We start from the raw sequence: 19,788 nt of genomic DNA on the forward strand, positions 1-19,788 counted from the left end.
GCTTATTTCACGCTCTTTTCAAAGCGTTGCAGCAAGGCGTTGCCCTCGGTGGTCATTTTCTTCAGGCCGGCTTCCGGCGCCATCTTGCCGGCGAAGATCTGTTCCATCGTGGCGTCCTCGATGTCGCGGATCTGCGGCAGATAACCGAGACGAATCCCGCGAGAGTTGGCCGTGGTGTCGGCATTGAGCTGCTGGACGGCGACCTCGGTGCCCGGATTCTTGTCGTAGAAACCGGACTTCTTGGTCAGCTCGTAGCCCGCCTTGGTCACAGGCACATAGCCCGTGCCTTGATGCCAGGCGGCCGATTGTTCCGGGTTGGACAGGTATTTGAAGAACTTGATCACGCCTTTGTAGGTGGCGTCGGATTTGCCCGAGAAGACCCACAGCGAGGCCCCGCCGATGATGGAGTTCTGCGGAGCGCCCTTGACGTCGGGATAGTAGGGCAGGGTAGACGTCCCGAAGGCGAACTGGCCGGTCTTGATGACCGATGCGCGCATGCCGCTGGAACCGGTGTACATGCCGCATTTGCCCGACGTGAACAGGGCGTTGCCTGCGTCGCCGCGGCCGCCATACGTGAATTCGCCGGCCTTGGCCATGTCGGCCAGGAAGGTGATGTGTTTCTTGAATAGCGGGCTGTCGAGCAGCAGCCGGGCATCCAGGCCGCCGAAGCCGTTGTCCTTGGAGGCGTAGGGCACGTTATGCCAGGCGGCGAAGTTTTCCAGCAGGACCCAGGACGGCCAGGCGGTGGAATAGCCGCATTCCATGCCGGCGGCGCGCAGTTTCTTGGCGGCGTCGGCGACTTCGGGCCAGGTCTTGGGCGGCGCATCGGGGTTCAGGCCGGCTTTCTTGAAGGCGTCCTTGTTGTAGTACAGCACGGGCGTGGAACTATTGAAGGGCATGGACACCAGCTTGCCTTGCGGTGACGAGTAGTAGCCCGCGACGGCGCCCAGAAAATCCTTGGGATCGATCGGATCGCCGACCTTTTCGGAGAGTTCCTGCACCGGCTTGATGGCGCCCTTGGCGTACATCATGGTGGCGGTGCCGACTTCGAAGACCTGAAGGATGTCGGGGGCGTTTCCCGCCCGGAACGCCGCGATGCCGGCGTTCATGGATTCGCCGTACGCGCCTTTGTAGACCGGGTGCACCACATAGTCAGACTGGCTGGCGTTGAAGGCCTGGGCGATAGCGTCCACGCGTTCGCCCAACGGGCCTTCCATGGAATGCCAGAAGGTGATGTCGGTGGCTGCCTGGGCGGCGCCGGCGCTGGCCAGCATGGCGGCCAGCACGGTCATGCGGGAAAGAGAAAATGCCATCAGAGTCTCCTGTGAATGCCTCCCCGAAACCTGCCGAGGTGGCGGCGGGAGGATTGTAGGCAGGTATTGTGACGACTTCGTGTCGGCTTTGACAATCCTTGTTTGCCACAATAAGCCTCGCCCGAAAGCCGCGTCCGGCCGATCGGTTGCCGGCTCTCGTCATGGATTTCAGGACACGTTCACGCCGGATTCAATTTCTGGAAACATGATCGTACAATGGTCCGCTATGGAAAAAGGACTCTCACTTGCATTGATCGGCGGCGGCAATATGGCCAACGCCCTGGCCAGCGGCCTGATCGGCCGGCGTTGCGCGGCGGCCGATGTCCACGTCATCGATCCGGGCGACGACACGCGCGCGCGCTGGGAGGCCCTGGGCACGACGACCGCCACGGCGCCGGATGCCAGGCTTTCGGGGTGCCGGGTCTGGTTCTTCGCCGTCAAGCCCCAGGTCATGGCTCAGGTCGTCCGGCAGTGCCGGCCCTGGCTGCAGCCCGGCACCCTGATCATCAGCATCGCGGCCGGCATCCCCGGGGAAGCGATTGCCCGCTGGCTGGGCGATGACGCCGGTCCCTATACGCGGGTGGTGCGCTGCATGCCCAATACCCCGGCGCTGATTGCCTGCGGCATGACCGGCATGGCGGCCCTGTCCGGCGTCGATGCCCAGGATCGCGCTCTGGCCGAAGAGCTGCTGCGGGCGGTGGGCGACGTCCTGTGGGTGGCCGATGACGCCGCGATCGACGCGGTCACAGCGGTATCGGGCAGCGGGCCGGCCTACGTATTCCTGTTTCTTGAAGCTTTGATGGCCGCCGGCGTCGACCAGGGGCTCACGCCCGAACAAGCGCGTCGACTGGCGCTGGCGACCTTTCACGGGGCGACCCAGCTGGCTACGCTTTCACCCGATTCGCCCGCCGTGCTGCGCGAACGGGTGACCTCGAAAGGCGGCACGACGGCAGCCGCCCTGGCCGTGTTTCAACAGCGCGGGCAGACCGACATTCTGCGCGACGCCGTCGCCGCCGCCGCCCGGCGGGCGGGTGAACTGGCCCGCGAATTTTCAGACTGAGCGTTCGCGCCGCCCGCCGATGGATCAAAACGGCATGCGGTCTGCCGCGTACGGTCAATTACACCTGGTCATCAGGGATTAACCGTAGTGACACCTCCGGACCAAATCGGCAGAATACGCGTGCCGCTCAGGGCGGAAGCAAAAACCAAAGCTTGGCGTCCCTGGCCCAAATGCCGGATCCGGCATTATCGTAGCCAGTGGCGCCTCTACCGGAGACATTCTCAATGAAGTTCATGTTGCGCATCACCCCCGCCATTCTGGCATTCGGCGCTTTGTCGCTGGCTGCTGGCGCCCATGCCGATACGCTGAAGATCGGCATTCCCCAGCCAATGACCGGCCCCAACACCCAATATGGCGATCAGATCCAGGCTGGTGCGCTCACCGCCATCGATGCGCTCAATGCCGCAGGCGGCATCAAGGGCATGAAAATCGAACCCCTGCTGATCGACGACGGCTGCGAACCCAAGCAGGCAGTGCCCGCGGCCAACCGGGTGGTCAATTCCGGCGCCAAGTTCGCCATTGCCCACGCCTGCTCGGGCACGACGGTGCCTGCCGTCAACGTCTACGAACAGGAAGGCATCGTCGCCATCACCCCGGGCGCCACCTCGCCGCTGGTGACGGACACGATCAAGCCGCATTTCTTCTTCCGCACGATCGGGCGCGACGACCAGCAAGGCCCGTTCGCCGCCGAATACATCACCAAAGAACTCAAGCCCAAGAAAGTCGCCATCCTGCACGACAAACAGACCTATGGTTCGGGCGTGGCCACCCAGGTGCAGAAGACCCTGGAAAAGAACGGCGTGAACATCGCCATGTTCGAGGGCATCAACGTGGGTGACAGCGATTATTCCGCCGTCATCTCCAAACTGAAGGCTCTGGGGCCCGATCTGATCTACTTCGGCGGCTACCACCCCGAACTGGGTCTGCTGCTGCGCCAGGCCCGCGAACAGGGTCTGGACACGCAGTTCATGGGTCCTGAAGGCGTAGCCAACAAGGACCTGGCCGCCATCGCCGGCCCGGCCGTCGACAAGCTGCTGGTGACGCTGCCCGCCGACTTCACCAAACGCAAGGGCAACGAGCAGATCCTGGAGAACTTCAAGACCTACAAGCGCAGCCCCGATGGCGCCTTTACCATGACGGCCTATGCCGCCATGCAGGTGTTGGCCGACAGCATCAACGCCGTGGGCGCCGATCCGACCAAGGTGGCCGACTACATGCACAGCCACAGCTTCGACACCGGTATCGGCAAGGTCGATTACGATGCCAAGGGCGACCTGAAGCATTTCGAGTTTGCCGTCTTCCGCTGGGACGCCAACGGCAATCTGACCCAGATCCAGCCCTAAGGGCTCGGCAGGCCCCGGCGATTGCCGGGGCTGTTTTCCTGGCCAGGCCGTCAGGCCTGGCCGTCATCCTGCACATCCCCTGCCCATTATGTCCGACTTGCTCCCCTTACTGACACAACAGCTGTTCAACGGCTTGTCGCTGGGCGCTATCTACGCGCTGATCGCGATTGGCTACACCATGGTCTACGGCATCATCGGCATGATCAATTTCGCCCACGGCGAAATCTACATGATCGGCGCCTACGTCGGCCTGGTGACTCTCTCGGCCATCGGTGTCAACAGCGGCTTGCCGCTGCCCATCATGATTCTGATCATGCTGATCATGGCCATCCTGGTCACTGCCGTATACGGCTACGCGGTCGAAAAGATCGCTTATGCTCCCTTGCGCAACAGCCCCCGGCTGGTGCCTCTGATTTCCGCCATCGGGATGTCGATCTTCCTGCAGAACTGGGTGGCCACAGGGCAGGGCGCCCGCGACATGGCCGTCCCGGCCCTGATCAACGGATCGGTCGATTTCACGATCGGCCTCAGTGATTTCACGGTGACCGCGCCGTATTCCCGCATCCTGATCATCGTCGTGACCATCCTGATGATGCTGGGCCTGACCCTCTTCATCAAGTATTCGCGCACCGGCCAGGCCTCGCGCGCCTGCTCCCAGGACCTGCATATGGCCAACCTGCTGGGGATCGACACCAGCCGGATCATTTCCTATACCTTCATGATCGGCGCCATGATGGCGGCGGTGGGCGGGGTGCTGATCGCCCTGGCCATCGGCAAGCTGAACCCCTTCATCGGGTTCATCGCCGGCATCAAGGCCTTTACCGCCGCCGTGCTCGGCGGTATCGGCAGCATTCCCGGCGCCATGCTGGGCGGTGTCCTGCTGGGATTGGCGGAAACCTTTGCCGCCGCGTTCATTTCCTCGCAGTACAAGGACATTGTCGCCTTCCTGCTGCTGGTCTTCATCCTGATGTTCCGTCCGACGGGGCTGTTGGGTAAACCCGAGGTGGAAAAAGTCTGATGAAGCACAACCTCAAGAACTCGTTGATCGCCGCCATCATGGCCGGCGTCATCATCGCGCCGGTCTATGGCCTGCAGATCCTGCGCCGCGGCCAGGAAACCTACCTGCAGCCCGACTGGAAAATGATCATCGGCGGCATGCTGCTGGTCTTTCTGGTCCAGATGCTGCGCCCCCTGGTCAAATTCAAGAAATCCAGCGGCACGCCGCGTTTCACGCTGCCCACGTTTTCCGATAAATCGCGGCACAAGGCCATCATCGTGCTGGTCCTTTTCGCCGTGGTCTGGCCTTTCTTCACCGGCCGCGCCCAGGTGGACATCGCCACGCTGGTGCTGATCTACGTGATGCTGGGCCTGGGGCTGAACATCGTGGTCGGCTTCGCCGGTCTGCTGGATCTGGGTTTCGTGGGCTTTTACGCGACCGGGGCGTATACCTATGCGCTGCTGTATCACTGGGCGGGCTGGGGCTTCTGGGAAGCCTTGCCGTTCGCCGGCATGGTCTCGGCGCTGTTCGGCTTCATCCTGGGCTTTCCCGTGCTGCGCCTGCGCGGCGATTACCTGGCGATCGTCACGTTGGGGTTCGGTGAAATCATCCGGCTGATGCTGATCAACCTGTATACCTTCACAGGCGGCCCGGACGGTATTTCCGGCATCCCCAAGCCGTCTTTCTTCGGTTATCAGATGGTGCGCCGTTCGCTGGATGGGTCTCCCACCTTCCATGAACTGATGGGCTGGTCCTTCAACAGCCAGGACGTGGTGACCTATCTGTACCTGATGGCCTTGGTGCTGGTGCTGTTCACGCTGTATTTCACCAGCCGCCTGATCCGCATGCCGATCGGCCGCGCCTGGGAAGCCTTGCGTGAAGACGAGATCGCCTGCCGTTCGCTGGGCCTGAACCCGCGCAACATCAAACTGTCCGCCTTCACCATGGGCGCGATGTTCGCGGGGTTCGGCGGGGCGTTTTTCGCCGCCCGCCAAGGTCTGGTCAATCCCGAATCCTTCACCTTCATCGAATCGGCCCTGATCCTGGCGATCGTGGTGCTGGGCGGCATGGGCTCCCAGCTGGGGGTCATCCTGGCGGCCGTGCTGTTGACGGTCGTGCCTGAGATCGCCCGCGAATTCGCCGAGTATCGCATGCTGATCTTCGGCCTGGTGATGGTGGTCATGATGGTGTGGCGCCCGCAGGGCCTGCTGCCGGTGAAACGTCCGCAAGTGGAATTGGAATCATGAGTGAATCTTTGCTGGAAGTCAGCGGACTGACCATGCGCTTCGGCGGCCTGCTGGCCGTCGACCAGGTGGCATTCGAGGTCCGGAAAAACGAAGTCTTTGCCATCATCGGCCCCAACGGCGCCGGCAAGACCACGGTGTTCAACTGCGTGGGGGGGTTCTACAAGCCCACCACCGGAAGCATCACGATGGACGGCAAGCCCATCACGGGTCTGCCCAGCCACAAGGTTGCCCGCCACGGGCTGGTGCGCACGTTCCAGAACGTGCGTCTCTTCAAGAACCTGACGGTGCTGGAAAACCTGCTGGTGGCTCAGCACACCTTGATGCAGACCGGGTTGATCCACGGCTTGCTGAAATTGCCTTCTTTCCGGCACTCTGAAGCCGACGCCAAGAAACGCGCCGTCCAGTGGCTGGATTTCATGGACATCCGCCAGTATGCCAACCGGGAGGCCGGCAACCTGGCCTATGGGCACCAACGGCGCCTGGAAATCGCCCGCTGCATGATCACCCAGCCGCGTCTGCTGATGCTGGATGAGCCCGCAGCCGGCCTGAATCCCCAGGAAAAGCGCGATCTGTCGGCGCTGATCGATCAGTTGCGCCGCGAATACGGCGTGGCGGTGCTGTTGATCGAGCACGACATGAGCCTGATCATGGGGGTCTCGGATCGCATCCTGGTCATGGAACACGGCAAGCCCATCACCACCGGCCTGCCTCAGGAGGTCCGCACGGATCCCCGCGTCATCAAAGCTTATCTGGGGGAATGACCGTGCTCAAACTGGAAAATGTCAGCACGTTTTATGGCGCCATCCAGGCGCTGGACGACGTCTCCGTCGAAGTCAATCAAGGCGAAATCGTCACACTGATCGGCGCCAATGGCGCGGGCAAGACCACCTTGTTGATGACGGTGTGCGGCAATCCCCGGGCGCGGTCCGGGCGCATCAGCTTCCTGGGCGACGACATCACCGAGCAGCCCACGCATACCGTCATGCAGCGCGGCATCGCCATCTCCCCGGAAGGCCGCCGCGTGTTTCCCGACCTGACGGTCGCGGAGAACCTGAACATGGGGGCCTTCTTCCTGGACAAGACCCAGACGGAAGAGAGCATGGACCACGTCTTCGATCTGTTCCCGCGCCTGAAGGAACGCGCCAGCCAACGGGCGGGCACCATGTCCGGCGGCGAACAGCAGATGCTGGCCATCGGCCGGGCGCTGATGACGCGCCCGAAGCTGCTGCTGCTCGACGAACCCACCCTGGGCCTGGCGCCGCTGATCATCGCGCAGATCTTCGACATCATCCGCACGATCCGGGAAGAGGGCGTCACGGTGTTTCTGGTCGAACAGAACGCCAACAAGGCGCTGCAAGTGGCCGATCGGGGCTATGTGCTGGAAACCGGCAAGGTCGTGCTGGCCGACACCGGGGCGAACCTGCTCAGCAACGACGAGGTCCGCAAGGCGTATCTGGGGGCTTGATCGCCGTGCGCATCAGGATGGGAAATTGCCCGGCTTGGCCGGGCAATTTTTTGGGCGGCGAGGGATGGGAACGCTTCCTCGCGTTGCGGCTTGCAAGGCGCTCCGATTCGGCAGGCATGCAATGGTTCGCAAGGACTGATTCAGGCGAGAGATCCCCCCACCTCGCGGCCTGCAGGCCGCTCAGATTGATCTGTATACAAAATCAGTCCGCAGGGACTGATTTTGAATCAGATCAATCCCTGTGCCTTCAGGGCGGCCTGGACGCCGGGGTCGGCCTGCAGGCGTTGCTGGAATTTACGTAGCTCTTCCATGCCGGGCAGGGTGATCTGCTTCGCATCGGCCCACATCAGCATGACGAACAGATACGGGTCGGCCACCGAGCGTTGGCCGGTCAGCCAATCGCGGCCTTTCAGGCGGTCGTTGGCGATGGCGAACAAGCTCTTCAGCTTTTCGCCGGCCTTGGCGGCCAGGGTCTTGCCCATGGTTTCATCTCCGCCGCTGTAGTAGGGGGCGTTGAACACCAGGTTGAAGGTGCGATGGATATCGGAATTGCACAGGCTGAGCCAGCGGCGGGTTTCCGCGCGGTCGCGCGGCGTGTCGCCCAGCAGTTTGGCTTCGGGATGCAGCTCGGCCAGATAGTCCAGGATGGCGGCGCTTTGCGTGAGCACGAAGTCGCCGTCCACCAGGGTCGGCACGGCGCCTGCCGGATTCAGTTTCAGGTAGGCGGGTTCCTTGGTCTGCTCGCGGGTCAGGCGTTCGGTCTCGTAGGGCTTGCCGATCCATTCCAGCGCAATATGCGTCACCAGCGGGCAGGCACCCGGAAAATAATAGAGTTTCATGGCACTTCCGAGTAGAAATAGGGTTCAGGATGTCAGGGCTGTTATACCACCGCCGTCCCGGCTTGGGGGGCTGGCTTAGAGTAGACTAGGGTTCTCTCAGTACGGAACATTCATTCAAAGGCCCCCATGGACCCTCTGCGCATCGTTTTCCTGGATCGAGACACCCTGCCTGCCTCCATCGATATCCCGGCGCCGGCAGTTCCGCACGAATGGGTGGTCCATGGGCGGACGGGCCCGGAACAGGTGGCGGAACGCATCCGGGATGCAGATATCGTCGTCGCCAACAAGGTCGTCCTGAACGCGGCCGTGCTGCAGCAGGCGCCCCGGCTGCGCATGGTGGCGCTGACCGCCACCGGCACGGACAACGTGGATCTGGATTTCTGCAACCAGCGCCGCATCATCGTGTCCAATGTGCGCGATTATGCCGTCCATACCGTGCCTGAACATGCGTTCGCCCTGATGCTGGCTCTGCGGCGCAACTTGCTGGCTTACCGCCAATCGGTGGCCGATGGGCGCTGGCACGAGAGCGGCCAGTTCTGCTATTTCGATTTCCCCGTGCGAGACCTGGCCGGATCCACGCTGGGCATCATCGGCCGAGGCGCCTTGGGCGAGGCCGTGGCGGAAATCGCCCGGGCGTTCGACATGCGGGTGCAGTTTGCCGCGCGGCGCGACGCCGGGTCGCCGGCCGAAGACTACACATCGTTCACCCACGTGCTGCGCACCAGCGACGTCATCAGCCTGCATTGCCCGCTGAATGCCCAGACCCGCGGCATGATCGGCGCGGCCGAATTCGCCCTGATGGACCGCAAACCCCTGCTGATCAATACGGCCCGGGGCGGCCTGGTCGACGAACGGGCGCTGGAACACGCTTTGCAGACCGGCCAGATCAGCGGCGCGGGGTTCGACGTCGCAACACAGGAGCCTCCCGCCCCGGACCACCCGATCATGCAATTGCTGCGCTTCCCGAACTTCATCCTGACGCCGCACGTGGCCTGGGCCAGCGAAGAGGCCATCCGCGCCATGGCCCATCAGGTGCGCGACAACATCGAGGCCTTTTGCCGCGATGCGCCGCGTAACGTGGTGGCCGGTTTCCATGGCTGAAGCGCTCAATGGGGGGCTGCGCCCAGGCGCTCGCCCCGTTTGTTTCCAAGATTGAATCGAAATCCATGTCTTTGCCTCTACGACTGGCCATCAACGGTTATGGCCGCATCGGGCGCTGCGTCCTGCGGGCCTGGATGGAATCGGCCGACCCCCACGCGATCCAGGTCGTCGGCATCAACGAGCCGGCCGACCTCGAATCCATGGCCTACCTGACCCGCTTCGATTCCACGCATGGAGTATTTCCGGGCGAGGTGCGGGCGCTGGATGGCGGTTTGCGCGTGCAAGGGCGCGACATCCCGGTCTTTCATGCCCGGGAGCCTGCCGACGTCCCCTGGGATACCCTGGGCCTGGATCTGCTGCTGGAATGTTCCGGCACATACGGCACGCGCGAGCGCCTGCAGGGTTTCCTGGATGCGGGCTGTCCGCGCCTGCTGGTATCCAACCCGGGCCATAGCGCCGGCGACGTGGACGCCACCATCGTCCATGGCATCAATGACGCCGACCTGCGCGCCGACCAGCGGATCGTCTCGGCGGCATCCTGCACGACCAACGCCATTGTGCCGGTGCTGGACCTGCTGGACCGTGACCTGGGGGTGCAAAGCGCCTTTTTGACCACATTGCATTCGGTCATGAACGACCAGCCGATGATCGACGGCTACCATCATTCCGATCTGCGGCGCACCCGTTCGGCCATGCAATCCATCGTCCCGGTCACGACCGGCCTGGCCCAGGGCGTGGAGCGCCTCTTGCCGCAGCTGGCCGGCCGCATCCAGGCCAAGGCGGTCCGGGTGCCGATTCTGAATGTTTCGGCCATCGACCTGAGCGTCAATCTGGCGCAGGCGACGTCCGTGGATGCCTTGAATGCCTTGCTGACGCAAGCAGCCCGGGCCTGCCCCCATCTGCTGGCCTGCACCCGCCAGCCGCATGCCTCCATCGACTTCAACCACGACCCGCATTCCGCCATCCTGGACCTGGGGCAGACACGCGTGAACAATGGGCATTTTGCCAATCTGCTGGTCTGGTTCGACAATGAATGGGGCTTTGCCAACCGGATGCTGGACATTGCCCGGGGCTGGGCGGACCTCTTCAGACCCGTGCATCAGAATTGAACGACCGCCCCTGCAAGCAGGCCGCGACAATGTGGGCAGCAAGCAGGCGTCACCCGCGTAGCGTGGGGGCATTTCCAGCTTTTTTCATCGAAACGATACAGGAGTTCGACATCATGGCTGACAGCCGCACCGAAACCGATTCCATGGGGGCGATCGAAGTCCCCGCCGCGCATTACTGGGGCGCCCAGACGCAGCGGTCCATTCAGAACTTCCCGATCGGAGTGGAGCGCTTCCGCTGGCAGGCCCCCATCATCCACGCACTGGGCGTGCTCAAAAAGGCAGCGGCCCAGGCCAACGCCGAGCTGGGCGAACTGCCGGCCGACATCGGCAATCTGGTCGTGCGAGCCGCCGATGAAGTCATCGAAGGCAAACTGAATGCGGAATTCCCCCTGGTGGTCTTCCAGACCGGCTCGGGCACGCAGTCCAACATGAACGCCAACGAGGTCATCGCCAATCGCGCGATCGAACTGGCGGGCGGAGCCATCGGCAGCAAAGCCCCCGTGCATCCCAACGACCACGTCAATCGCGGCCAGTCGTCCAACGACACGTTCCCGACCGCCATGCACATCGCCGTGGCCACCGAGCTGGCCCGGCACTTCTTTCCGGCGGTCGGCAAGCTGCGCGCGACGCTCGATGCCAAGGCCAAGGCCTACCAGAACATCGTCAAGACCGGCCGCACCCACCTGCAGGATGCCACGCCCATCACGCTGGGGCAGGAAATCAGCGCCTGGGTGGCTCAGCTGGACTTCGGTCTGGATGCGGTGCAGGCAGCCTTGCCCGGCGTGTACGATCTGGCGATCGGCGGCACCGCCGTCGGCACCGGCCTCAATGCCCACCCGCGCTTTGGCGAGCTGGCCGCCGCCCGCATCGCCGATATCACGGGGCTGCCATTCCGCAGCGCCGACAATAAATTCTTCGCCCTGTCGGCCCACGACGCCCTGGTCAGCCTGTCGGCGGCGCTGCGCACGCTGGCCGGCGCTCTGATGAAGATCGCCAACGACGTGCGCTGGCTGGCCAGCGGCCCGCGCTGCGGCATCGGCGAGCTGGTCATTCCGGAAAACGAACCCGGATCGTCCATCATGCCGGGCAAAGTCAATCCGACCCAATGCGAGGCCATGACCATGGTCTGCGTCCAGGTCTACGGCAACGATGCCGCGGTGGCCTTCGCAGGTTCCCAGGGCAATTTCCAGTTGAACGTCTACAAACCCGTCATGGTGCACAACGTGCTGGAAAGCATCGGCCTGCTGGCCGATGCCTGCCTGTCTTTCGACGAGCACTGCGCGGCCGGCATCGAACCCAACGCCGAGCGCATCGAACAGAATCTGGAAAAGAACCTGATGCTGGTCACGGCCTTGAATCGCCACATCGGCTACGACAAGGCGGCCGCCATCGCCAAAAAGGCCCACAAGGAACACAGCACCTTGCGCCAGGCGGCCTTGGCGCTGGGCTTCCTGACGGATGCGCAGTACGATGAATGGATCGTCCCTCTGGATATGACCCATCCCAGCAAAGGCTGAACCATGACCATCCCTGTGCAGATCAAACGCGCCTACGAATCGCCGGCCGAGAGCGACGGCCTGCGTGTGCTGGTGGATCGTTTGTGGCCCAGGGGTTTGTCCAAAGCGTCGTTTCAGCACGATTTGTGGTGCAAGGACCTGGCCCCCAGCACGGATCTGCGCACTTGGTTCGGGCACAAGCCCGAACGCTGGGAACAGTTCCGCCGCGATTACACGGCGGAACTGCAGGCCGATGCCGCCGGGCGCTTGATGGATGACATCCTGTCGGCGGCCCAGGGGCGGACCGTCACGTTGCTGTACGGCGCCCGGGATACCGAACATAATCAGGCGGTCGTGCTGGCCCGGGTGCTGGCGGATCACGCCCGGCGCCATTAGGGCAAGGGCTCGCGCCGCTGCGGCGCGGCCGCCTCTCATCATCGACTGCCGCGCGGGCGAAGCGGGCAGGGCAGGAGAACACATGCTGCTGGTTTATTTCGGGGCGCAATCGGCCTGGGCGCTGGGCTTGCTGGGCCTGGTGCTGCTGCTGGCCGCGCTCATCGCCATCCAGGCCCATCGCAGCCGGGCGCAGGGCGGCAATGAAGAACTGCCCGGCATGCTGGGCGAAGTCACCGAGTCGTCCGACGCCCGAGGGAAGTCCTGGGCGCTGGTGCGGGGTGAAATCTGGCAAGTCCAGTGCGACGTCCCGTTGCACCCGGGGCAGACCGTGCGTGTCGTGCGGGTCCGGGGCCTGACGCTGCAGGTGGAATTGGTGGCGGACCGCGACGTTTCCTTAGGAGAATCCACATGATGTTTCTGGATCTGGGCTCGGGCGTCAGCCTGCTCGTACTGATTTTTTTGCTGCTGATGCTGTTCAAGCTCTTTCATATTCTGCGCGAATACGAACGGGCCGTCATCTTCACGCTGGGCCGCTTCACAGGGGCGAAAGGTCCGGGCCTGATCATCGTCATTCCGTTCCTGCAGCAGATCGTGCGGGTGGACATGCGCGTGATCACGTTGGACATCCCGCCCCAGGATGTGATTTCCCGCGACAACGTCTCGGTGCAGGTCAATGCCGTAGTGTATTTCCGGGTGGTGGACCCCGGCAAGGCGATCATTCAGGTCGAACATTTCCTGGAGGCCACTAGCCAGCTGGCGCAGACTACGCTGCGGGCGGTGCTGGGCAAGCATGAACTCGACGAGATGCTGACCGAACGCGAAAAACTGAACCTGGACGTGCAGACGATCCTGGATGCCCAGACCGACGGCTGGGGCATCAAAGTCACCAACGTCGAGATCAAGCACATCGATCTGAACGAAACCATGGTGCGGGCCATGGCGCGTCAAGCCGAGGCCGAGCGCGACCGGCGCGCCAAGGTCATTCACGCGGAAGGCGAACGCCAAGCCGCGCAAGCGCTGGCTGAAGCCGCCCGCACACTGGCCCAGGAACCTTCTTCCATGCAGCTGCGATATCTGGAAACCCTGACCCAGGTGGCCGGGGACAAGTCATCCACGTTGGTGTTCCCGGTTCCGATCGACCTGCTGGCAGGGTTCATGGGGCAGCCGCGTCCGCTTCCGCCAGCAGCTGGCCAATCACAGCGCCCACCCGCAGATCATCCAGTTGACCAAAGTGGTGCAGGCGGATCCGGCCCTGTTCATCCAGAATGAACAGGGTGGGGGTGCCCTGCATGTGCCAGGCTTGCATGGTCATCGGAATGGGGTTGCCGCGAGGGTCCGGGCGGTCGATTCCCACGGGAAAATGAATGCGGTATTCATGCAGAAAGGCGCGCAGGGCGATTTCGCCCATGGCGGCGTGATGCTCGAAGACCGTGTGCAGCCCGACGACCTGCACCCGGCCCGGGGGGAATGCCTGGTGGATGGCTTTCGCCTGGGGGATGCCGTGCGACACGCAGCCCGGGCACAGCATCTGGAAAGCATGCACGACGACGACAGACCCCCGCAGTTCCTCCAGGGACAGGGGATTGTCGGTGTTCAGCCAGCTGGCCACATCCCACTCGGGGGCCGTATCGCCCGTGATCATCGCCGTTTCCTTCCGTTCTCCAGCCTTCATGATAGGCCTGCCCGCCGGGACAAGGGAAGACCTACAATGTGTGGCGATATTCCCGCGTTCCACCCAAAGCCATGATGTAATGAAGCCCCGCCCCGGAAGAGGCCCGGCCGTCGCTGCGCGGCTGGCCGGCGCCGGCAGTCCGGCGTGGATATTCGAATCTCTTTTTCGCATACTGGAGACACCGACTCATGAAACTGTCCGCACTGATGCTGTGCATTCCTTTGCTGGCCCTGGGCCAGGCCGCCCAGGCTGCTCCCGACTTCGCTCAGGTCAAAGACATTCTCACGAAGAACGCCTGTCTGGCATGCCATGCCGTCGACAAAAAAGTCATCGGGCCGGGCTACGATGAAGTGGCCGCCAGGCACAAGGGCCAGGCGGACGCCGCCGCCATCCTGACCAAGCACATCAAGGAAGGCAGCACCGGCAACTACGGTCCGATCCCGATGCCGCCGAACGCCGGCATTTCCGACGCGGACATCCGGACCGTGGTCGAATGGCTGGTCGCCGGCGCACCTCACTGATCAGCACTGGAGCACATGGGTGAACCCACACTACGATGTACTGATCATCGGCAGCGGCCTGGCCGGCCTGACCGTCGCACTGCATCTGGCCGCCGATAAAAAGGTCGCCGTCCTGTCGAAGAAGGCCTTGCTGGATGGCGCCAGCAATTGGGCGCAGGGCGGAATCGCCGCCGTGCTGGATTCCCAGGACAGCCATGACAAGCACATGGCCGACACCCAGGTGGCCGGAGCCGGCCTGTGCGACGCGCAGGCGACGCGGCACATTGTCGAACAAGGGCCATCCGCGATCGATTGGCTCATCAAACTGGGCGTGCCGTTCACCCCCGACCAGGGCGCCGAACTGGGCTTTCACCTGACCCGAGAGGGCGGCCACAGCCAGCGGCGCATCATCCATGCCGCCGACGAGACCGGCCACCTGGTGCAACTGACGCTGGAGCAGCAGGTGCGGGCGCACCGCAACATCACGCTGCTGGAATACCACTCCGGGGTGGAACTCATCACCAGCCGCATCCTCGAACCCCATGCGCCGGCCCTGCCGGATGCGCCCGCCCGCTGCCTGGGCGCCTACGTCTACGACGAGCGCAGCGACCAGGTGCGCACGATCCTGGCCGGGCAGGTGGTGCTGGCCACGGGGGGCGCGGGCAAGGTCTATCTGCACACCAGCAACCCCGATACTTCGACGGGCGACGGCATCGCCATGGCCTGGCGCGCGGGTTGCCGGGTGGCCAATATGGAATTCATGCAGTTCCATCCCACATGCATGTATCACCCCCAGGCCAAGTCCTTCCTGATTTCCGAGGCCGTGCGCGGCGAGGGCGGGGTATTGCGCCTGCCGTCCAGCGCCGGCGCCCAGGCCGGCGAACGCTTCATGCAGTGGCACGACGAGCGCCTGGAACTGGCTCCGCGCGACGTGGTCGCCCGCGCCATCGATTTTGAAATCAAGAAGCGCGGGCTGACCCATGTGGAACTGGACATCAGTCACCGGCCGCCTGAATTCATCCGCGAGCACTTCCCCACGATTCATGCCCGCTGCCTGGAGTTCGGCATCGACATGACGCGCGAACCGATCCCGGTCGTGCCGGCCATGCACTTCACCTGTGGCGGCGTGGTGATCGACCTGAACGGCCGCACCGACATCCCGGGCCTGTACGCCGTCGGCGAAACCGCCTATACCGGTCTGCACGGCGCCAACCGCCTGGCCAGCAATTCCCTGCTGGAATGTCTCGTGATCGGCCGGAATGCGGCGCACGATATCGATGATCAACCCCTTGCGCCCGACGCCATGACCGAGCAGGTGCCCGACTGGGACGACAGCCGGGCCCGCGACGGGTCGGAAGCCGTCCTGGTCACGCACGCCTGGGACGAAGTCCGACGCCTCATGTCCAATTACGTGGGGATCGTGCGCACGCAAAAGCGCCTGAATCGCGCCCGCCAGCGCATCAGCCTGCTGGAGCAGGAAATCGAGGCGTACTACCAGGAATACCGCGTCACCAGCGATCTTCTGGAATGCCGCAACCTGATCCAGGTTGCCGCCCTCGTCGTGAGGGCCGCCTTGTCGCGCAAGGAAAGCCGGGGGCTGCACTATTGCCAGGATTTCCCCTGGACGCTGCCGCGCGCGCTGCCTACCGTCATGACGCCGGAAGAAGGGTTCCGATGAAAACGGCCAGGCCCGCTGGGATGAGCGGGCCTGGATGCATGGGCGGCAAGAGTCGCGGCGCGTCCGCTGTCCGGAGACAGCGTCGCCTTAGACGATTCGCATCGAATAATCCACGGCCTGGATGTCCTTGGTCAGGCTGCCGACGGAAATCCGATCCACTCCGGTCAGGGCGATGGCCCGCACGGAGTCGTGCGTGATGCCGCCGGAAGCTTCCAGCAAGGCCCGCCCCCCGGTCAAGGCGACCGCGGCGCGCAGATCGTCCAGGGTGAAATTATCCAGCAGGACCGAAGCGGCTCCGGCGTCCAGGGCCTGACGCAGCTCATCCAGGTTTTCGACTTCGATCTGCACCGGCACGTCGTAGGGCAGGGCTTGCGCCGCCTTCAGCGCGGGCTGGATGCCGCCGGCCGCGGCAATGTGGTTTTCCTTGATGAGGACACCGTCGTACAGCGCCAGCCTCTGATTCTGGCCGCCTCCCACCCGGACCGCGTACTTCTGCCCCAGGCGCAGGCCGGGCAGGGTCTTGCGGGTATCCAGGATGGCGGCGCGGGTGCCGCTGGTCAGGTCCGCATAGCGGCGGGTGGCCGTCGCCACGCCGGAAAAAAGCTGCAGGAAATTCAAGGCCGTGCGCTCCGCCGTCAGCAGCGCGCGCGCGGGGCCGTGCAGCCGGCAGACGACGGAGCCCGGTTCCATCCAGTCGCCTTCCGCATACGCCCAATCCAGCAGGATCCGGTCGTCGACCCGATGCATGACGGCTTCGAACCAGGGGGCGCCGCACAACACGGCGGATTGGCGCACGATGACGCGGGCGGCCTCGACCTGCTGGTCGGGGATGAGCAGGCCCGTGACGTCGCCTGTGCCGATGTCTTCGGCCAGGGCCTGATCGATGTGAGCGTCGAACGCGGCCTGCAGGGCGGGGGAGAACGGCGCATGGGGATTGCGCAGGGTCGAGGGCGGGCGGCTGCTCATGCGGGGCCGACCTTGGCGAACAGCGCCTGTTCCCCGGCCAGATCGGGGCCGGGGCGCACCTGGCGGCGGCGCTCGGCGGCGAAATCGAGCATCCGGTCGATGCAGACCTTGGCCCGAAGGCCCAGGGCGGCATCCAGATGGACTTCGTTGTGGCTGAATTCCAGCGCGTCGGCAATGCCTTTCAGGGAATTCATGGCCATCCAGGGACAGTGGGCGCAGCTTTTGCAGGTCGCTGATTCGCCCGCGGTGGGCGCGGCGATGAAGGTTTTTCCGGGGGCGGCCAGCCGCATTTTGTGCAACAACCCCTGGTCGGTGGCGACGATGAAGGTCGTGGCGGGAAATTCCGTGACGGCGGCCAGCAGGCGCGAGGTGGAGCCGACGACGTCGGCCAGGGCGACCACCGGCGCAGGCGATTCCGGATGCGCCAGGATCAGGGCGCCGGGATGCTCCTTGCGCATGAGATCCAGCTCGATGCCCTTGAATTCGTCGTGCACGGTGCACGAGCCCTGCCACAGCACCATGTCTGCGCCGGTCTGGCGCTGGATGTACGACCCCAGGTGGCGGTCCGGCGCCCAAAGGATCTTTTTCCCCTGGCGGTGCAGTTCGGCGACGATGTCCAGGCCGATCGAGGAAGTCACCATCCAGTCGGCCTGAGCCTTGACCGCCGCGCTGGTGTTTGCATACACGACGACGGTGCGATCGGGATGCCGCGCCCGGAACTGGGCGAAGGCGATCGGGTCGCAGCCCAGGTCCAGCGAACAGGTGGCGTCCAGATCCGGCATCAGAATGCGTTTTTCAGGGCTGAGGATCTTGGCGGTTTCGCCCATGAAGCGCACCCCCGACACCACCAGGGTCCGAGCGGCATGATCGCGCCCGAAGCGGGCCATTTCAAGGGAGTCCGATACGCAGCCGCCGGTTTCCTCGGCCAGATCCTGGATGTCGGCATCCACGTAGTAGTGCGCCACCAGCACGGCGTTGCGCGACGCCAGCAGGGCGCGGATGCGGGCTTTCTGGAATTCGCGTTCTTCGGTGGAAACGGGCGGGTTGACCCGGGCCCAGGCTTGCGCCGGGCTGAGGGTTCCCCCGACCATGTCCGGCTGATCGAATTCAACGATTCGTGTACCTGAAGACATGATGAATGAGAGCTTGAAAAGACGGGGTAAAGCTAGGAATCATACGACAAAGCGATGGTACATGCCGGTAATGTCCTTATGACTCGCACCGGCCCCGCACGCCATATCCTCTTGCGCATATCAAGGATTAGGGATTTCCCCAGGGGAGTGTCTATACTGGTGATAGTCAACCGAATGCGGGTTCGCCATGACACTCTTCAAGCTGGAACAGTCTCCTGTCTTGTATTTCGCGGACTTCGTCCTGTATCCGGCTGCGATCATCAGCGGGGTGGGGGTGCTGCTGTGGCGGGGCGCGGGCCCCGCCTGGGCCCTGCTGCTGGCGGCGGTCCTCGGCTTTCTGGCCTGGAGCCTGATCGAGTACGGGCTGCATCGGTTCGTGCTGCATGGCCTGCAACCGTTCAAGCGCTGGCACGAAGAGCATCACCAGCGCCCCTTCGCCCTGATCGGCACATCCACGCTGGTCAGCCTGTCCTTGCTGGGCCTGCTGGGCTTCTTGCCGCTGTCGCGGCTCCTGGGCCCCTGGATCGGTCTGTCGGCGACTCTGGGAGTCGGGACGGGGTACCTGCTCTACGTCCTGGTTCATCACGCCACGCACCATTGGAAAGCCGAGCCCGGTTCCTGGATGCACGCGCGCAAACGCGATCATGCGCTCCATCACCGGCCCGGCGCCCACGGCTGGTACGGGGTGACGACGTCATTCTGGGATCGGGTATTCTTGACCGACCGGAACCGCTGATGAAGATTCCGCCAAATCCTTCGCCCTCACTGACCAGGAGCACGTTTCATGTCTGATTCCCTGATGCTGTATACCGATTCCCGCTTCATCAGCCCCTATGCCATGTCGGTATTCGTCGCGCTGGCGGAAAAGGGGGTGCTGTTTGAAATGACGCCGGTCGACCTGGGGCGGGGCGATCAGCGCGCGCCCGGGTATGTCGAGCTTTCCCTGACCGGCAAAGTGCCTGCATTGGTTCAGGGGGATTTCGCCCTGGCCGAGTCATCAGCCATCGTCGAGTACGTCGACGAGGCCTTCCAGGGCCCCGCGCTGTACCCGCGCGATGCGCGCCAACGGGCTCGCGCCCGCCAGATCCAGGCCTGGGTGCGCACGGATTTGGCCGCGCTGCGCCAGGAACGCTCATCCGAGATCCTGTTCAGCCGGCCGGCCCAGCCGTTGCCGGCCCTGACTCCGGCCGCGTCGCAAGCGGCGGAAAAACTCCTGTCGGTGGCCGGGCGGCTGGTGCCGCAGGCCGGCAAGCACTTGTTCGGCGCCTGGTGCATCGCCGATTTCGAGCTGGCCTTCATGCTGAATCGCCTGGTTTCGGGCGGCGACCCCGTCCCCCGGGTCCTGGAGGATTACGTCCACGAGCAATGGGGCCGGTCTTCCGTCCAGCGCTGGGTCGGCTTCCATGAACGGCAGCAGGCCTGAACGCCGTCGTCCAGGCACGCGGTTGAAAGGGGCGCATGGTTCATGCGCCA

General features: G+C 63.9%; 21 protein-coding genes. 16 read left to right on the top strand and 5 right to left on the bottom strand.

Features of this window, described 5'->3' with window-relative positions:
• Positions 1–2: 2 nt before the first annotated feature.
• Positions 3–1,313 carry a sn-glycerol-3-phosphate ABC transporter substrate-binding protein UgpB gene (gene ugpB, locus WBG56_RS06835; protein ID WP_424266578.1) on the bottom strand — a complete coding sequence of 437 codons (1,311 nt, stop codon included), beginning with the start codon at positions 1,311–1,313 and terminating at the stop codon, positions 3–5.
• Between the two features lie 226 nt (positions 1,314–1,539).
• On the opposite strand from ugpB, the gene proC reads away from it, so the two are divergent.
• The 6 genes from proC (at position 1,540) to WBG56_RS06865 (ending at position 7,425) form a co-directional block, all read left to right on the top strand.
• Positions 1,540–2,373, top strand: coding sequence for a pyrroline-5-carboxylate reductase (gene proC / locus WBG56_RS06840; RefSeq protein WP_424266580.1), 834 nt, complete (start codon positions 1,540–1,542; stop codon positions 2,371–2,373).
• 224 nt (positions 2,374–2,597) lie between these two features.
• Positions 2,598–3,716 (top strand): high-affinity branched-chain amino acid ABC transporter substrate-binding protein, encoded by a 1,119-nt coding sequence (locus tag WBG56_RS06845; protein ID WP_424266582.1) that lies wholly within the window; start codon positions 2,598–2,600, stop codon positions 3,714–3,716.
• Between the two features lie 88 nt (positions 3,717–3,804).
• Positions 3,805–4,734: a high-affinity branched-chain amino acid ABC transporter permease LivH gene (gene livH / locus WBG56_RS06850; RefSeq protein ID WP_424266584.1), complete on the top strand. Its 930-nt coding sequence runs from the start codon at positions 3,805–3,807 to the stop codon at positions 4,732–4,734.
• Positions 4,734–5,960, top strand: a complete 1,227-nt coding sequence (locus WBG56_RS06855; protein WP_424266586.1) for a high-affinity branched-chain amino acid ABC transporter permease LivM — start codon at positions 4,734–4,736, stop codon at positions 5,958–5,960. The genes livH and WBG56_RS06855 overlap by 1 nt, the downstream gene beginning before the upstream one ends.
• A complete protein-coding gene (gene livG / locus WBG56_RS06860; RefSeq protein WP_424266588.1) occupies positions 5,957–6,721 on the top strand; it encodes a high-affinity branched-chain amino acid ABC transporter ATP-binding protein LivG in 765 nt (254 codons plus the stop codon). The genes WBG56_RS06855 and livG overlap by 4 nt, the downstream gene beginning before the upstream one ends.
• A gap of 2 nt (positions 6,722–6,723) precedes the next feature.
• Positions 6,724–7,425 carry an ABC transporter ATP-binding protein gene (locus WBG56_RS06865; protein WP_424266590.1) on the top strand — a complete coding sequence of 234 codons (702 nt, stop codon included), beginning with the start codon at positions 6,724–6,726 and terminating at the stop codon, positions 7,423–7,425.
• Positions 7,426–7,652: 227 nt separating this feature from the next.
• Here WBG56_RS06865 and WBG56_RS06870 read toward each other — a convergent pair whose 3' ends face one another.
• Entirely contained in the window at positions 7,653–8,264 is a 612-nt protein-coding gene (locus tag WBG56_RS06870; RefSeq protein WP_424266592.1) for a glutathione S-transferase family protein, read from the bottom strand.
• 126 nt (positions 8,265–8,390) lie between these two features.
• Here WBG56_RS06870 and WBG56_RS06875 point away from each other — a divergent pair, with 126 nt between their 5' ends.
• The 6 genes from WBG56_RS06875 (at position 8,391) to WBG56_RS06900 (ending at position 13,635) form a co-directional block, all read left to right on the top strand.
• A complete protein-coding gene (locus tag WBG56_RS06875) occupies positions 8,391–9,365 on the top strand; it encodes a D-2-hydroxyacid dehydrogenase (protein WP_424266594.1) in 975 nt (324 codons plus the stop codon).
• 65 nt (positions 9,366–9,430) lie between these two features.
• Positions 9,431–10,474 (top strand): type I glyceraldehyde-3-phosphate dehydrogenase, encoded by a 1,044-nt coding sequence (locus WBG56_RS06880; RefSeq protein WP_424266596.1) that lies wholly within the window; start codon positions 9,431–9,433, stop codon positions 10,472–10,474.
• Between the two features lie 113 nt (positions 10,475–10,587).
• Positions 10,588–11,991, top strand: coding sequence for a class II fumarate hydratase (gene fumC / locus WBG56_RS06885; RefSeq protein ID WP_424266598.1), 1,404 nt, complete (start codon positions 10,588–10,590; stop codon positions 11,989–11,991).
• 3 nt (positions 11,992–11,994) lie between these two features.
• On the top strand, positions 11,995–12,366 hold the full coding sequence (locus tag WBG56_RS06890) for a DUF488 domain-containing protein (protein ID WP_424266600.1): 372 nt from the start codon (positions 11,995–11,997) through the stop codon (positions 12,364–12,366).
• Positions 12,367–12,448: 82 nt separating this feature from the next.
• Positions 12,449–12,778, top strand: coding sequence for an NfeD family protein (locus WBG56_RS06895; RefSeq protein WP_424266602.1), 330 nt, complete (start codon positions 12,449–12,451; stop codon positions 12,776–12,778).
• On the top strand, positions 12,778–13,635 hold the full coding sequence (locus WBG56_RS06900; protein ID WP_424266834.1) for a slipin family protein: 858 nt from the start codon (positions 12,778–12,780) through the stop codon (positions 13,633–13,635). The genes WBG56_RS06895 and WBG56_RS06900 overlap by 1 nt, the downstream gene beginning before the upstream one ends.
• Here WBG56_RS06900 and WBG56_RS06905 read toward each other — a convergent pair.
• Complete coding sequence (locus WBG56_RS06905) at positions 13,520–14,008, bottom strand: redoxin domain-containing protein (RefSeq protein WP_424266604.1); 489 nt, start codon at positions 14,006–14,008, stop codon at positions 13,520–13,522. The genes WBG56_RS06900 and WBG56_RS06905 overlap by 116 nt on opposite strands.
• A 218-nt stretch (positions 14,009–14,226) precedes the next feature.
• Here WBG56_RS06905 and WBG56_RS06910 point away from each other — a divergent pair, with 218 nt between their 5' ends.
• On the top strand, positions 14,227–14,559 hold the full coding sequence (locus tag WBG56_RS06910) for a c-type cytochrome (protein WP_424266606.1): 333 nt from the start codon (positions 14,227–14,229) through the stop codon (positions 14,557–14,559).
• 19 nt (positions 14,560–14,578) lie between these two features.
• Positions 14,579–16,216: an L-aspartate oxidase gene (nadB, locus tag WBG56_RS06915; RefSeq protein WP_424266608.1), complete on the top strand. Its 1,638-nt coding sequence runs from the start codon at positions 14,579–14,581 to the stop codon at positions 16,214–16,216.
• Positions 16,217–16,303: 87 nt separating this feature from the next.
• Here nadB and nadC read toward each other — a convergent pair whose 3' ends face one another.
• Positions 16,304–17,182 (bottom strand): carboxylating nicotinate-nucleotide diphosphorylase, encoded by an 879-nt coding sequence (gene nadC / locus WBG56_RS06920; RefSeq protein WP_424266610.1) that lies wholly within the window; start codon positions 17,180–17,182, stop codon positions 16,304–16,306.
• Positions 17,179–18,315: a quinolinate synthase NadA gene (gene nadA, locus WBG56_RS06925; RefSeq protein ID WP_424266613.1), complete on the bottom strand. Its 1,137-nt coding sequence runs from the start codon at positions 18,313–18,315 to the stop codon at positions 17,179–17,181. The genes nadC and nadA overlap by 4 nt, the downstream gene beginning before the upstream one ends.
• A 187-nt stretch (positions 18,316–18,502) precedes the next feature.
• Here nadA and WBG56_RS06930 point away from each other — a divergent pair, with 187 nt between their 5' ends.
• Positions 18,503–19,051: a sterol desaturase family protein gene (locus WBG56_RS06930; RefSeq protein WP_424266615.1), complete on the top strand. Its 549-nt coding sequence runs from the start codon at positions 18,503–18,505 to the stop codon at positions 19,049–19,051.
• Positions 19,052–19,099: 48 nt separating this feature from the next.
• A complete protein-coding gene (yfcF, locus tag WBG56_RS06935; RefSeq protein WP_424266617.1) occupies positions 19,100–19,738 on the top strand; it encodes a glutathione transferase in 639 nt (212 codons plus the stop codon).
• Positions 19,739–19,788: the final 50 nt, after the last annotated feature.

Origin of the sequence: Castellaniella sp. (assembly GCF_049671645.1) — a bacterium.
GTDB lineage: Bacteria > Pseudomonadota > Gammaproteobacteria > Burkholderiales > Burkholderiaceae_B > Castellaniella.

Bases quoted from the DNA above. Each gene is read 5' to 3' on its own strand.
- WBG56_RS06900 (WP_424266834.1), top strand. From the start codon at position 12,778: ATGTTTCTGGATCTGGGCTCGGGCGTCAGCCTGCTCGTACTGATTTTT.
- WBG56_RS06870 (WP_424266592.1), bottom strand. From the start codon at position 8,264: ATGAAACTCTATTATTTTCCGGGTGCCTGCCCGCTGGTGACGCATATT.
- WBG56_RS06890 (WP_424266600.1), top strand. From the start codon at position 11,995: ATGACCATCCCTGTGCAGATCAAACGCGCCTACGAATCGCCGGCCGAG.
- yfcF (WP_424266617.1), top strand. From the start codon at position 19,100: ATGTCTGATTCCCTGATGCTGTATACCGATTCCCGCTTCATCAGCCCC.
- WBG56_RS06910 (WP_424266606.1), top strand. From the start codon at position 14,227: ATGAAACTGTCCGCACTGATGCTGTGCATTCCTTTGCTGGCCCTGGGC.
- WBG56_RS06875 (WP_424266594.1), top strand. From the start codon at position 8,391: ATGGACCCTCTGCGCATCGTTTTCCTGGATCGAGACACCCTGCCTGCC.
- nadA (WP_424266613.1), bottom strand. From the start codon at position 18,315: ATGTCTTCAGGTACACGAATCGTTGAATTCGATCAGCCGGACATGGTC.
- fumC (WP_424266598.1), top strand. From the start codon at position 10,588: ATGGCTGACAGCCGCACCGAAACCGATTCCATGGGGGCGATCGAAGTC.
- WBG56_RS06855 (WP_424266586.1), top strand. From the start codon at position 4,734: ATGAAGCACAACCTCAAGAACTCGTTGATCGCCGCCATCATGGCCGGC.
- WBG56_RS06880 (WP_424266596.1), top strand. From the start codon at position 9,431: ATGTCTTTGCCTCTACGACTGGCCATCAACGGTTATGGCCGCATCGGG.
- livH (WP_424266584.1), top strand. From the start codon at position 3,805: ATGTCCGACTTGCTCCCCTTACTGACACAACAGCTGTTCAACGGCTTG.
- ugpB (WP_424266578.1), bottom strand. From the start codon at position 1,313: ATGGCATTTTCTCTTTCCCGCATGACCGTGCTGGCCGCCATGCTGGCC.
- WBG56_RS06905 (WP_424266604.1), bottom strand. From the start codon at position 14,008: ATGATCACGGGCGATACGGCCCCCGAGTGGGATGTGGCCAGCTGGCTG.
- WBG56_RS06930 (WP_424266615.1), top strand. From the start codon at position 18,503: ATGACACTCTTCAAGCTGGAACAGTCTCCTGTCTTGTATTTCGCGGAC.
- livG (WP_424266588.1), top strand. From the start codon at position 5,957: ATGAGTGAATCTTTGCTGGAAGTCAGCGGACTGACCATGCGCTTCGGC.
- WBG56_RS06895 (WP_424266602.1), top strand. From the start codon at position 12,449: ATGCTGCTGGTTTATTTCGGGGCGCAATCGGCCTGGGCGCTGGGCTTG.
- proC (WP_424266580.1), top strand. From the start codon at position 1,540: ATGGAAAAAGGACTCTCACTTGCATTGATCGGCGGCGGCAATATGGCC.
- nadC (WP_424266610.1), bottom strand. From the start codon at position 17,182: ATGAGCAGCCGCCCGCCCTCGACCCTGCGCAATCCCCATGCGCCGTTC.
- WBG56_RS06845 (WP_424266582.1), top strand. From the start codon at position 2,598: ATGAAGTTCATGTTGCGCATCACCCCCGCCATTCTGGCATTCGGCGCT.